The organism is Candidatus Thiodiazotropha sp. AKAK3, from assembly GCF_058244645.1.
The window spans coordinates 210,206-224,887 of record NZ_JBSYOQ010000053.1 but is presented as its reverse complement, the minus strand read 5'-3'; the positions used below and the strand labels follow the sequence as shown (position 1 = coordinate 224,887).

Genomic DNA, 14,682 nt, shown 5'->3' with positions numbered 1-14,682 from the left:
AAACAAAAGTGGATAACTCACTATGACTGATAGCGTGAAACCGGCCGACCAGGAAAAGATGGATGGCACATCACTCGATATTGCAGAACAAAGGCGCCGTGAACTCGAGCTGCTGTTACCCGGTGTGTTCACCGAGACCACTGGCCCGGACGGGCAGCCGGTAGAGACCATCGATTTCGAGCGCCTCAAGGCCGAACTCGGTACCTTCAGCGATGTGTACGAAGGCCGACGCGAACGCTACGGCATGGAATGGCCGGGCAAGCGTGACTGCATGAAGCTGATCCAGGAACCCTCCCGCGCCACGCTCAAGCCCTGCCGCGAGGAGTCGGTGGATTTCGATACCACCCAGAATCTGTTCATTGAAGGCGATAACCTTGAAGTGCTCAAGCTCCTGCAGAAGAGTTACTACGGTAAGGTGAAGATGATCTATATCGATCCGCCGTATAACACGGGAAAGGAGTTTATCTATCCCGATAAATACAGCGAGTCATTGGAAACCTATCTGGCCTATGCCGGGTTGGTGGATGACGAGGGTAAGAAATTCTCGACCAATACGGCTGCTGAAGGGCGTTTTCATACCAAGTGGCTCAATATGATGTATTCGCGGCTCTACCTCGCCCGTAATTTGATGCGGGAAGACGGGGTGATATTTATCTCCATTGATGACAATGAAGTAGAAAACCTTCGTCGAATGTGCGATGAGATATTTGGCGAAGAAAACTTTATGTGTACTTTTGCATGGCAGAAGCGTTATTCACCCCCGCCTGACACGGCTGATGTTGGCTACGAGCATGAGTCAATAGTTATGTATAGGCGCTCACCTGAATTCAAAGCTAATCTTTTGCCGCTTACTGAAGAGCAACGGGCACGATATAAAAACCCAGATGATGACCCAAGAGGGCTATGGAAGGCTATGGATTATACATGCCGATATACGTCAGATGAGCGACCAAACCTTTATTACCCCATTGTTAATCCTAATACTGGCGAGGAAATATGGCCAAATAAAACTCGTGTTTGGGCTATGTCACGCGAAGTTACAGAAAAGAATTTAGATGAAAATAGAATTTGGTGGGGTGCTAATGGGAGTAATTCAACGCCGGCGCTGAAGAACTTTTTAACGGAAATAAAACAAGGGCGAACCCCTAGTTCACTATTGCTTCATCAAGATGTTGGACATACAGACGAGGCTTCTAAGGAGTTCAGAGCGCTAATACCAGAAGTGAAATTTACATCAAAACCTACGAGATTGATAAAGCATCTTTTTGAATTGTCATTGGATGAAGATGACCTGGTATTGGATTTTTTTGCTGGCTCATGTACGTCATCAGATGCGCTATATCAGCGTATAACAGAAAATGGTAGCAATAACAGTTATATCGTTGTGCAGCTTCCTGAGCCTTGTGGAGAGAAAACTGATGCTTTCCAAGCAGGATATAAAACTGTCTCAGAAATTGGCAAGGAGCGTATACGTAGGGCTTCCCAAAAAATACGTCATAAACATGAAGGCCAACTAGATTTGGATGGAAAGGATGAATTGGATCTCGGTTTCAAAGTCCTCAAGCTGGATCAGTCCAACTTCAAACCATGGCAGGCTCCTAGCGAAGAATTGAGCGCAGATCATCTCAGCCAGCAACTGGCGCTGCACACTGATCATATCGACCCCGAAGCCAGCCAGGAAGATATCCTCTACGAACTGCTGATCAAGGCTGGCTTCGTGCCCACCGAAAAGATCGAGACCCTCGATCTGGCAGGAAGGCAGGTTTTCTCCATTGCCGAAGGCGCGTTGCTGATCTGTCTTGAAGAAGAACTTACAAGCGAAATGATCGATGCAGTTGCTGACCTTGAGCCCATGCAATTCATCTGCCTAGACAAGGGCTTTAAAGGCAACGACCAGCTCAAGGCCAACGCGGTACAGACCTTCAAATCCCGTTCTCAGGGTGCCGAGACCGAGATGGTCTTTAAGGTGGTCTGAGATGAAGGATTCTGACGTCGGGCAAGTGCTGATCTACCAGTCCGAATCCGGTCAGACCCGGCTGGAGGTGCGTCTGTCGGGGGAGACGGTCTGGTTGACTCAGGCGCAGATGGCGGAATTGTTTCAGACTTCGGCGGACAATATCAGTTTGCACCTGAAAAATATCTTTGAAGACAACGAGTTGGAAGAGGTGGCAACTGCCGAGGATTTCTCGGTAGTTCGACTGGAGGGGGTGAGACAGGTACGCCGCAATCTGAAGCACTACAACCTGGATGCCATTATTTCAGTGGGTTATCGGGTGAAATCCCATACCGCCACCCGTTTTCGCCAGTGGGCGACCCGGCAACTCAAGGAGTACATCGTCAAGGGCTTTGCGATGGATGATGAGCGCCTGAAAAATCCCGATCAGCCGTTCGATTACTTCGATGAATTGCTGCGTCGCATCCAGGATATCCGTACCTCGGAGAAGCGCTTCTACCGCAAGATCACCGATATCTACGCCACCAGCGTGGATTACGACCCGACCCAGGATATCAGCATCGACTTTTTCAAGACGGTACAAAACAAGATGCACTGGGCCATTCACGGCCATACCGCAGCCGAGTTGATTCAACAACGTGCCGATAGCGACAAACCCAACATGGGCCTGAGCAACTGGCGCGGCGATAAGGTGCGCAAACAGGATGTGGCCATTGCAAAAAATTATCTGAACGAGGAAGAGCTTAGCGCACTGAATAACCTGGTGGAACAGTATCTGGTGTTTGCCGAAGGCCAGGCCATGCGGCGTATTCCGATGCATATGGGCGACTGGATCGAAAAACTGAATGGTTTTCTGACATTGAATGACCGGGATATTCTGGATAACGCAGGCAAAGTATCCCATGAAATGGCCAAATCACTGGCAGAGCGTGAGTACGACAAGTTTCATCAACAACGCTTGCATGATGAAGCGGTTAAGGCCGAAGGTGAAGATATCGTGCTGTTGGAAAAGCTGGAGCATCAGTTACTGCAGCGCACATCTGAAAAAAAGAGGGACAAGTAGATGTCGTTGCTCAAATTCAAGTTCGACGGCAACCTCGACTATCAACAACGAGCCATTGAATCCGTTGTGGGTTTGTTCGAGGGACAGCCGCTGGCCAACGAGACCTACTCGGTATCCATCGGAACCCAGGAAGGCGGTAGCCAGCTTTCCCTGAGCGATGACGAATTTTCCAATATCGCCGCAGTGGCTAACCACCTGGTGCTCACCGATGAGCTGTTACTGGAAAACCTGCAAAAGATACAGGAAGAGAACAACATCCCTAAACAGTCGGAACTGGCTGGCATGCATTTCTCGGTGGAAATGGAGACGGGTACCGGTAAGACTTACGTTTATCTGCGCACCCTGTTCGAGCTGAACAAGCGCTACGGCTTCACCAAGTTTATCGTGGTGGTGCCGAGTATCGCTATCCGTGAAGGTGTGCAGAAGAGCCTTGAAATGACGCGTGAGCACTTCAAGGAGCTCTATGACCAGGTGCCTTACGACAGCTTTGTCTATGACCCGAAGCGGCTGGGGCAGGTGCGGCAGTTTGCCACCTCGAACAAGATTCAGCTGATGGTGATCAACATCCAGGCCTTCGACAAGGCCACAGCGATCATGAATCAGGAGAACGATCGTCTCTCAGGTGTGCGGCCGATCGATTTCATCCGTGCTGCCTATCCGATCATGATTATCGACGAGCCGCAGTCGGTCGAAGGCGATACCCGCAAGGAGCAGACCAAACGCTCACAGGCGCTGGAGAGTCTCAATCCCCTCTGCACGCTGCGTTACTCGGCTACGCACAAGAACCCCTATAATCTGCTGTATGTGCTCAACCCCATCGACGCCTATGACCTGCGCTTGGTCAAACGCATTGAGGTCGCCGCCCTGGTCGGTGAAGAGGGTTTCGACAGCACCTTTGTCGCCTTGAAGAATGTCGATAACAGCAAGGGCATCAAGGCTAAACTTCAGATTAATGTGGATGATGCTGCCGGGCCGAAGAAGAAAACGGTTACCGTCAAGCAGGGTGACGACCTATACCTGAAGTCGAAAGAGCGTCAGGAGTACCAGCATGGCTGGCTGGTGGCTAACATCTCCTGCGAACCTGGCTTGGAACACGTTGAATTCAGCAATGGCCAGATGGTTCGCCTGGGCGCCGAGATCGGCGGCCTGGGTGATGACCTGATGCGTGCCCAGGTGCATGAGACCGTCGAGCAACACCTGAAAAAGGAACATGCCGTACGAGGCAAGGGCATCAAGGTCCTGTCGCTGTTCTTTATCGACAAGGTGGCCAACTACCGGGTCTACCATGATGACGGTTCCAGCAGTATGGGCAAGATCGGCCAGTGGTTCGAAGAGGCCTACAACGAACTGACGCAGAAGCCGCTCTACAAAGGCTTGCTGAGCTTTTCAGCGGAAGATGTGCACGACGGTTACTTCTCACAGGACAAGAAAGGCGCGTTCAAGGATACGAGCGGCAAGACTAAAGATGACGAAGATACCTTTGCCAAGATCATGCGCAACAAGGAGCAGTTGCTTTCCAATGACGAACCGCTGCGCTTCATCTTCTCGCATACCGCGCTACGCGAAGGCTGGGATAACCCCAACGTCTTCCAGATCTGCACTCTCAACGAGACCCGGTCCCAGGATCGCAAACGCCAGGAGATTGGTCGAGGCCTGCGCCTTCCGGTCAACGAACACGGCGAGCGGGTGTTCGATCCGACCGTCAACCGGCTGACCGTCATCGCCAACGAATCCTATGACGACTTTGCCCGTCAGCTACAAACCGAGTACGAAGAGGACTACGGGATTGGTTTCGGCAAGGTCGATATCACTGCCTTCGCCAAACTTGCCGACCCGGAGCAACTTCAATATACCCCGCTGGGTCAGGAGGTCTCCCAAGACCTGTACGACTCACTGGTAAGCAACGGCTATCTGGATGCCGAGGGCAGGGTGCAGGACAAATTCGACCCGAAGAACCCGCACTTCGTATTGACGCTGCCCGACGAGTGGGTGCATATGCGCTCCCGGATCGTCGATGAGTTGAACAAGTACGTCTTCAAGAACCGGGTGGTCAATGCCCGCGATCGCAAGAACCTGGAACTGCGCAAGAACATCACCCTCGATCCGACTTTCAGGGCACTCTGGGACAAGATCAACCAGAAGACGCGCTACCGGGTAACCTTTGATACCGATACGCTGGTGGCGCAAACCGCCAGGGCCATCGCAGAGATGCCCTGGATCCACAAGCCCAGGATCACCACGGCCCTCTATCGCCAGAACATGAGCAAGGCCGGTATCGAGGGTGAACAGATCTCCGGTGGAGTACGAGACGTAGTCACCTCCCCAGTCCTGCCAGACATCCTCGCCTACCTGCAGAACAGCACCGAACTGACGCGACACACCCTGGTGCGGATTCTCAAGGAATCCAGGCGTCTGGGCGAATTCCTGCTCAATCCCCAGGTGTTCATCAACCAGGTCAGCGACATTATCCAGCGAGAGCTCCACAGGGTAACGGTCAACGGCATCAAATACGAAAAGATCGGTGGCGTGGTCTACGAGATGCACCGTATGGAGCAGGAGGCCGAGCGAGGTATTACCCGCTACCTGAACAACCTCTACGAGGTGCAAAACCAGGACAAGACTCTGTTCAACTACGTCGAATTTGATTCCGACGTCGAGAAGGAATTTGCCAAGGCTTGTGATCTTGATGATCGGGTCAAGTTCTACTGCAAGCTACCTCCGCAATTCATAGTCGATACGCCCGTCGGTCCCTACAACCCAGACTGGGCCCTCGTCACAGAGAACGAGGAAAAGCTCTACCTCATCCGCGAGACCAAGAGCACCCGAAATCTTGCTGATCTCCGTGACAAGGAGAAGGACAAGATTGCCTGCGGCAAGAAACACTTTGAGGCGATTGGAGTTGATTATGAGGTGGTTACTACGTTGGAAGAAGCACTGAATGGCTAGTTCCGCCTATCTATGTGATGGATATGCTAACTGAATATGGCTTTTGGCAATATAAACTAGCCATTAGGAAATGGATATGAGTGGTGAAATAAAGAGAATCGATTCAATAAAAAACATGGCGGTCTTTCAGGACTTCCGCTGGGCCACATCTGTTAGAGATGAAAGTAACAACGTCTCTGAGTTCAAAAACATCAATATCCTTTATGGCCGTAACTATTCAGGTAAAACGACGTTGTCGCGTATTCTCCGTGCGATGGAGACCGGGGAGTTATCTGACAAGTTCGAAAATCCGTCTTTTGTGTTGTCTTTTGTCGATGGAACGCAAGAAAATCAAGCCACTCTTACAGGACACGGTAGAAAGATTCGAGTTTTCAATGAAGACTTTGTAAGAGACAATCTTCGCTTTATAACCAACCCGGATGACAGTGTCGAGCCGTTCGCTATTCTTGGCGATGACAACAACAAAATTGAAAAGGAGATCGAAGCACTCGAAAGTGAACTTGGCTCAAAAGAGGAAGGAGTCCAGACAGGTTTGTATGCTGAGAAAATAAAGGCGATCACCGTATTCGATAAAACGAGACAAGATCACAAAAAAGCCAGCGACGACCTTGAAAAACAATTAGCCGACAAGGCGACCGATAGAAAAATCGGTATAAAGTACAAACCAGAGCGTTTTGGCGATCAAAACTACAACATCCAGAAACTTAAAACCGATATTGGGAAAGTCCAGGATACAAGCTATCAGCCGCCAACTGATGCGCAAGTTGCCCAATACGAAAAGCTAATCACCGAAAAGACACTACAGCCCATCTCTCCCTTCCGTGCGCCTAGTCTATATATTTCGACACTGGCAAATGAAGCCGAAGTTCTCGTAACCAAAAAGATCAGTGAATCAGATAAGCTTGAGGAGCTAGTAAAAGATGCGGTTCTAAATCGCTGGGTCAGCGAAGGCCGAGCCCACCACAGAAACAAACGCGACAACTGCGCATTCTGCGGCAACCCAATCACCGAAGATCGCTGGAAGCAACTAGAGAAACACTTTGATGAAGAGTCGGAAAAGCTCGAGAAGGATATTGAAGGCGTAATCGCCAGGATTGATGCGGAGAAAAACACAGTATCGTCCGCCCTTTCAATCGACAAAAGCTGTTTTTATTCAAAATTCCACGAGAGACTTAATGAGTTAGAAGGCGCGCTAAAGGGCGCTGTTGGTAAGTACATAGAATCCCTGGATGCACTGACTTCTCAGCTCAAGGACAGAAAAGATAACATCCTTAGCCCAATATCGTTTGTGAGGCCAAATGATGCCGCTGATGGTCTGGTGGCTTCCTGGGCTTTGTATGAAGAGATTCGGGGCGAATCGGATGACTTCTCAAACTCGTTAGGCAAGGAGCAGGTGAAAGCAAAGACGGCTTTGCGATTAAAAGAGGTTTCTGATTACCTGGTCACAATACGATACCAAGAGAAGCTCTCTTTCATTGAAGGCCTAAAGAGCAATCATGATGAATCCGAGCAAGAAAAAAATCGCCTAGAAGGAGATATTAGTCAGAAAGAGAGGCTGATCGCGGCCAAGAAACGCGAACTAAACGACGAGGAGAAGGGCGCAAAGAAAGTCAATGAGTATTTGAACAACTTCTTTGGGCACCAGTTTCTTTCACTCGAGGCCAAGAAGGACAAAGTTCCAGGCGAGGAATCTAAGCGAATCCGGTTTGAAGTCATCCGGGACGGTAAGAAGGCTTACCACCTGAGCGAAGGCGAGTGTGGCCTTTTGGCATTCTGCTATTTTTTGGGAAAACTCGACGATATCGATACCAAGGATTCTAAGCCGATAATCTGGATTGACGATCCGATATCATCACTCGACGGGAATCATATCTTCTTTGTTTATAGCCTGTTAAACGCGGAGATCGTAGCTAGCGGAAAATATGAACAGCTGTTTGTTTCAACGCACAATCTTGATTTTTTGAAATATTTGAAGCGGTTGAATGGACAGTATTTTGACGTAGATGGGAAACAGAAAAACTACCAAAAGGGTTATTTCGTTGTCGCTCGTGAGGGAAAGACATCTACGGTCAGAGTGATGCCGAAATACCTTAAAAAATATGTGACCGAATTCAACTACCTCTTCCATCAGATACACCAATGCGCAGCAATTGATGCTGTTGATGACACTAACTATACAACGTTTTATAACTTCGCGAACAATGCCAGGAAGTTTTTCGAGATTTACCTCTACTACAAGTATCCAGACCAAGGAATGAACAAGGAGACACTATGTCTTTTCTTCGGTGAAGAAAAAATCCCTGCCGTTTTAACAGATAGAATCAATAACGAATATTCACATTTGAGCGGAGTGTTCGAGCGTGGATCGACGCCTGTAGAAGTGCCGGAGATGCAGACCGCTGCGCGACAAATCATTGAAAGACTGAAAGAAGATAAGGATCAGTACTCTGCGTTACTTAAAAGTGTTGGAGTGAGCGAGACTACTCCTAGTGAAACGTCAGAGGAAGATGGGAAGGGGCAATGAGAACCAGATATTTGCTCAAGTAGGTGAGTTGATGAAATTTCTTCACGCCGCAGACATTCACCTTGACAGCTCCCTGCATGGCCTAGAACGCTATGAGGGCGCCCCTGTAGATGAAATCCGTAGCGCCACGCGACGTGCTTTCGATAACCTGATCGATTTGGCGATTGACGAGGAAGTGGCGTTCGTACTCGTGGTCGGAGATCTGTATGACGGCGATTGGAAAGATTACAACACAGGCATCTTTTTTGTAGAGCGGATGGGAAGGCTGCGCGAGGCAGGCATTCGTGTATTCATCGTGGTGGGTAACCATGATGCTGCCAGTCAGATTACCAAGCATCTACGGTTACCGGACAATGTCACGCGGTTCTCAACCAAGCACCCGGAGCGGATTATTCTGGAAGATCTGAATGTAGCGGTTTATGGGCAGGGCTTCGCTACACGGGCTGTAACAGACGACTTGTCTCAGGCCTACCCTCAGGGTGACCCACAGCTTTTTAATATCGGCCTGCTGCACACATGCCTTGACGGCAAGCCAGGTCATGAGCCCTACGCCCCATGCACTGTTGATGGGCTACGGTCAAAAGGATACCAGTACTGGGCTCTGGGTCATGTCCATAACCGTGAAGAGGTAAGTCAGGACCCATGGATTGTGTTTCCGGGGAATATCCAGGGGCGACACATCCGTGAATCAGGGCCTAAAGGTTGTACCTTGGTTACTGTCGAAAACGGAGAGGTCGAGGAGGTTGAACACCGTGACCTTGATGTGATGCGCTGGTCTCTCTGTGAACTAGACGTTTCTGCCAGCGAGTCAGTTGATGACATCTATGAACAGGTACACGAGGGGCTGCAGTCCGCATTAGATAGCGCCGAAGGAAGGCCGGTTGCCGTGCGCCTGGTATTGAAAGGGGCTTGCACTGTGCATTCGACCTTGCATGCTGACCGTGAGCGTTGGATCCAGGAGTACCGTGCCCTGGCGACGGGGCTAGGTGGCGCAGGTATTTGGCTGGAGAAGATTTCCATCAAGACTAGGCCGTCTGTCTCTGTTGATGAGGTGCTTGAGCGTGACGATGCACTAAGCGGCCTGCTGCGTGCTATCCGCGACATGGAACTGGATGGCTCGGCATTGGAAGAACTTGCCGAAGAGATATCAGCACTTCGTCAGAAACTCCCCGCAGAACTGCTGGGTGGCGATGAACCCTGTGACCCTACCAATCCGGAGGTGCTAAAAGAGACACTGGAGGATATCAAAGAGCTTCTAGTCAGCCGTTTGTTGTCCACGGAGAAGGGAGTGTGAAGCCAGGATGGAATCGGCATGAAAATAATTGAATTAAATCTTGCTGCATTCGGTCCGTTTACCGAGAGGGTATTGGCTTTTGATGGAACAGGGCTCCATATCGTCTACGGCCCTAATGAAGCTGGGAAAAGTTCGGCCCTGCGAGGTCTGAAATCCTTGCTTTATGGGATAGACGAACGAACTGCGGACAATTTTATTCATGCCAATGACAAGCTCCGTATCCACGGAATCTTACTGACAGGTGATGGGCATGAGCTCAGATTTGTTCGGCGCAAAGGCCGGAAAAACACGCTATTGACTCCGGACGATGAGGTGCTGGATGAACGGGTATTGGCACCGTTTCTTAGCGGTGTGAGTTCAGAGCTCTTTGAAACTCTCTTTGGGATTGATCACCAGGCATTGATCCAGGGCGGGCAGGAAATACTGGAGCAGAAGGGCGAGGTCGGGCAAGCGCTTTTTTCAGCAGCGCTTGGCAGCCATGCGCTCCATGCTGTCCTTGGCGAGCTTGATGCAGAGACCAAGCGGCTTTTTCTCCCGGCAGGTTCAAAACCAGTAATCAACTCAGCCATCCGTGCACATACAGATCTCAGAAGCGAGATTAGACAAAGTTCACTTTCATCCAGAGAGTGGGAGGAGCATAGGCGTGCCTTGGGACGTACAACCAAGGAACTTGAAGCTGTTCAATCCAAACTGGTGGACAACCGGATTGAGGTAAATCGTTTACAACGTATTCAGCGTGTTTTACCGAAATTGGCTCGGCGTCGTGAGTTTTTGCTGGAACTGGAATTGTTGGGTGCCAATTCAGATAAACCAGTTGTCGTCCTGCCGGATGATTTTACTGACCGTCGTCGGAAAGCGGTGAATGCCTTGGAGACCGCTCAGGCCATTCTTGGTAAGGCTACCCCGCGTCTTGAAGGTTTGCAGAAACAGCTCGAAGAATTATCAACAAACCAGGGATTGCTGGAGCAAGCAGAGATCATTGAAGATCTCCATGCTCGCCTGGGCGGACATCGAAAAGCGCTGCAAGACCGACCGCATCTCGAAGCGGAAGCCCAGCAATTATTGACAGATGCTGGCTCTATCCTCAAAGAAATTCGTCCTGGTCTCGAGCTGAATGCTACTGAGCAATTACGCCCTATAGTGGCAAGGCGACAGAGCATTGCCGAGTTGGGCGGTAAAAATGCTGTGCTGAACGCTCGGGTAGAGCAGGCAAAAGCCAGCCTGCGTGAGACAGAGAAGCGACTTAAGTCAGCTCGCAAAGAACGCGATGAGATCACCGAATCAGGCAACACCAACGGTTTGCACCGGGCCATTGCTGCCGCGAGGAAACAGGGGGAATTGGATGCCTCGATCCAGTCGACTCAGAGTCAACTTACCAGCCTTCAGACAGAGTGTGCTGAGGATCTTGCACAGCTCACGCTATGGGAAGGGGAGCTGGAGGCGGTGTCCGGTTTGAAATTACCCAGCCGTGAAAGTATCCGTCACTTTGAAGAAAACTATGACGAGCTCTCGAAACGCATTCAGCGGCTTGAAGAGAAAAAAGAGGAGCTCGTCGACGCCTTACAGGATACCTCGCAGAGACTCAATGAGATCAAACGTGTCGGGGAGGTGCCGACAGAATCTGTCCTCACCGATGCCAGATCCGAACGTGATGTGGTTTGGCAGTTGCTGCGCCGGCAGTGGGTGGATGGTGAGGATGTGTCAGCTGAAGCAAGTGAACACCAGGGTGAGGGTACATTGCCGGATGCCTTCGAAATCCGACTTGCTGAAGCTGATGAAGTGTCTGATCGTCTACGCCGTGAAGCTGATCGAGTCCATGCATTGGCAAGCCTTCAGGCCAAGCAGGAGGGCGGGCAACAGCAAGGACAGCAGATTGATGAGCAGCTTGAAGCAACAAGCGCTGAAAAAGCTCAACTGGATGCGGATTGGCAGGCATTGTGGACTCCTTGCCAGATTGACCTACGCAGTCCGCGAGAGATGCGGGCCTGGCTGGATGAGTTTGAAAAACTTCGTGATCAGGTGGTACAGCTCAATCTACTTCGTCAGAAAGTGAGTGAGCTCGAGCAAAATCGCACCACGCACATCCAACGGCTTAATGAGCAGCTGGCTGGACTGGAAAGAGCGGGATCCACATCGGAGGAGCTTGAAACTGTACTCCTGGAATGCGAAACGTTAGCCAGTCAGCTTGATGAATCCAAACGAAAACACGATTTACTGCGTAAGGAGGTCAATGACCGGGAAGCCGATGTTGAATCGTTGAGCGATGAGCATCGATTGGCAACAGAGGCACTTGATAAATGGAAGGCGCAGTGGAGTGATCTGATACAGAGCCTTGGTCTGCGAGCCGAGAGCTCACCATCGGAAGTTGATGATTTCATTGAACACCTCAGAGCATTGTTCTCGAAACAGAGCGAAGCAGAAAAACTGCGAATACGGATCAATGCCATCGACGAAGACGTTGCGGCGTTCGGCGGCCAGGTAGAGGCCTTGGTCGCCACGATTGCTCCGGAACTGGTGGATTTGCCCGCGGATGATGCCGTCGTACGTCTCAACTCACTGTTATCGGAAAACCGATCAAGACAGACAAAGCGGCAACAGATTGAAGAACAGATTGAACAGGCGACGCAGGAAATACAGGATTCGAACGCATCTATCCAGACCATGACGGATCGGCTTGATGCATTATGTGTAGAAGCAAAATGTGACACCCATGATCAACTTGAAGCAGCGGAACGCCGCTCGGCTGATTATCTTCGAATCAAGGAGACGATCTCTTCGATTGAGAAAGAGATCCTGGAAGCCGGTGAAGGCGTCACCATTGCGGAGCTGGAGGTGCAGGCGGAGGGTGTCGATCCAGATAGTCTGCCCGGGCGAATCACAGAGTTGAACAATAAGATCGAGGATGAGCTCGAATCCAGGCGGACAGAATTGGCTGAAACAAAAGGGCGCGAGGAAAAAGAGCTGGAGCTCATGGATGGCAGCGATCATGCAGCACTGCTCGCTGATCAGGCTCAGGCAATACTTGCCAGCATCCGTTCAGATGCTGAGCGTTACGTGCAGGTAAAATTGGCTGGCAAGATCTTGCGTGACCAGATTGACCGTTATCGCAGAGAGAATCAGGGTCCGCTGGTCAAGCGAGCTAGCGAACACTTTTGTGCACTAACGCTTGGGGCTTTCGATGGGCTCATGACTGACTTTAATGAAAAGGATGAGCCTGTCCTTGCCGGTATTCGCTCAGGGGGAGAGCGTGTGTATGTGGAGGGGATGAGCTCAGGGACGCGGGATCAGCTCTACCTGGCGTTGCGTCTGGCCTCTCTCGAAAAATATATGGAAAGTGCAGAGCCCATGCCTTTCATTGTGGACGACGTATTGGTGGACTTTGATGATGCACGTTCACAAGCTGCATTGAATGCTTTGGCTGAATTAGCAGAAAAGACGCAAGTTATCCTGTTTACCCATCATTCACAGGTTGTCGAGCAGTCAAAGCAATTGCAAGGGGCGGTGCAAGTACATGATTTGTAACAAGACTGATTGTTAAAAAGGGCTAGTAATCAATGTCGTCAACATTTGCCTGGCTAGATCATTCAGAAAGCGACCGTCGTAAAGCGCTCGATGTCGTTGATCTGTTCCGTGAACAAGACACGCGGGATGAGCTTGGCATTGGAACAGTGTTCCCCGCATGCGCGGGGACGAACCGGTAAAAATCATGGATACATCGCTAAGATGATTTATACCCACATCACGCCTGATCACAAGCATGTTTGCAGTCCGTTCGATCAGCTGAAGAGCCTTCGATAACAGAGTTGTAAATTCTTCGGTCCAACAGGGATGGACCGAGCATCGCCATATTTTATAGGTGGTTTCTCTACAGGAAATATTCCCATGAAGGCCCGGATTTGCTAGGTTTGAGTAATATCGGGACTTTGAAAATTACCAGTATCACAGATCCCGATATGATTGAATTCGTGATATTTGCGGGAGACCCATGCGAGCAAACAGGCCCGTCAGGCGACTCAAGAAAGAAATAATTACCGGATCTGGACAAGCACAGATTATCGAACAACCCAAGCAGCTTGCTCATATTCTATGGGCAGCATCGCGTGGAGAAACAGGCATAAGAAATGTTGCGCTGATCTGGATGCTTTGGCAGTGGGTTGCGTATTAATGAGGCCGCTCAACTGACAATCAAAGATATCTATTTCCCGACTGGGGACCTGAAGGAGGCATTCAGAATACCGGCCAAATACACCAAAACCGGCAAGCCTCAAACAATCTACATATTGGTCCCACAGCAACGTGAAGCACTTAGTAACCTCAAGGCGCAGCGACTTCAGAATCGAGTCATGCTGTCCCCTGATGGCGCCTACGGTGGTTTATCACCAGAAAGCCCTGTGTTTCTCTCTCTGAAGGGCAAGCGATGGCAAAAACTGGCGTTTAACATAAAGCGGTACCGGGATATAGAAGGTAAGTTAAAAGAGACAATGGTCTGCGGTTCTCTTGAGAATTTGGCTCATGAGCTTATCAAGCAGGCAGGTGTCAATGGGGGATCCAGCCACTCAGGGCGGCGTAGCTTGGCAACCTGGCTGGACCGCAAGGGCCATGACCTAGAACTGATCCAGGGAGTCCTGGGGCATTCCAGCCCTGATATGTCACTTATCTATATAGACCCTTGGGACAGAAGGATAGATCATGCATTCAAAGCTACCTGTTGCAGCTTAGTACCACCACAGATCCACTATATTCCATCGTTTCAATGAGTTAACCACCAGCCATATATAGTTACTTGTATATTATATATCTAGGAGTATACTTTGAAAGGGATTGTATTCGTAGGGCGCTCGTTAGAAGTGATTCGCAAATTTCCTGTCGAGATTAAACGTGAGGCGGGTCATCAATTGGAT

8 protein-coding genes are annotated in these 14,682 nt (G+C 50.2%); all 8 read left to right on the top strand.

Going from position 1 to position 14,682, the window contains the following annotated elements; translation table 11 throughout:
* The first annotated feature begins 22 nt into the window (after positions 1-22).
* The 8 genes from AC4IE7_RS13455 to AC4IE7_RS13420 all read left to right on the top strand — a co-directional run bounded on the left by AC4IE7_RS13455 (position 23) and on the right by AC4IE7_RS13420 (position 14,538).
* Positions 23-1,975 (top strand): site-specific DNA-methyltransferase, encoded by a 1,953-nt coding sequence (locus AC4IE7_RS13455; protein WP_490777361.1) that lies wholly within the window; start codon positions 23-25, stop codon positions 1,973-1,975.
* Position 1,976: 1 nt separating this feature from the next.
* Positions 1,977-3,017 (top strand): virulence RhuM family protein, encoded by a 1,041-nt coding sequence (locus AC4IE7_RS13450; protein WP_490777360.1) that lies wholly within the window; start codon positions 1,977-1,979, stop codon positions 3,015-3,017.
* Positions 3,018-5,963, top strand: coding sequence for a restriction endonuclease (locus tag AC4IE7_RS13445; RefSeq protein WP_490777359.1), 2,946 nt, complete (start codon positions 3,018-3,020; stop codon positions 5,961-5,963).
* Positions 5,964-6,039: 76 nt separating this feature from the next.
* The gene (locus AC4IE7_RS13440) at positions 6,040-8,487 is read left to right on the top strand and encodes an AAA family ATPase (protein ID WP_490777358.1); all 2,448 of its coding nucleotides are present in this window, start codon (positions 6,040-6,042) and stop codon (positions 8,485-8,487) included.
* A 31-nt stretch (positions 8,488-8,518) separates the two neighbouring features.
* Positions 8,519-9,781: a metallophosphoesterase family protein gene (locus AC4IE7_RS13435; protein WP_490777357.1), complete on the top strand. Its 1,263-nt coding sequence runs from the start codon at positions 8,519-8,521 to the stop codon at positions 9,779-9,781.
* Positions 9,782-9,799: 18 nt separating this feature from the next.
* The gene (locus tag AC4IE7_RS13430; RefSeq protein ID WP_490777356.1) at positions 9,800-13,303 is read left to right on the top strand and encodes an ATP-binding protein; all 3,504 of its coding nucleotides are present in this window, start codon (positions 9,800-9,802) and stop codon (positions 13,301-13,303) included.
* Positions 13,304-13,335: 32 nt separating this feature from the next.
* Positions 13,336-13,482 (top strand): DUF6361 family protein, encoded by a 147-nt coding sequence (locus AC4IE7_RS13425; RefSeq protein ID WP_490777355.1) that lies wholly within the window; start codon positions 13,336-13,338, stop codon positions 13,480-13,482.
* A gap of 453 nt (positions 13,483-13,935) precedes the next feature.
* Complete coding sequence (locus AC4IE7_RS13420; RefSeq protein WP_490777354.1) at positions 13,936-14,538, top strand: tyrosine-type recombinase/integrase; 603 nt, start codon at positions 13,936-13,938, stop codon at positions 14,536-14,538.
* Positions 14,539-14,682 lie beyond the last annotated feature (144 nt).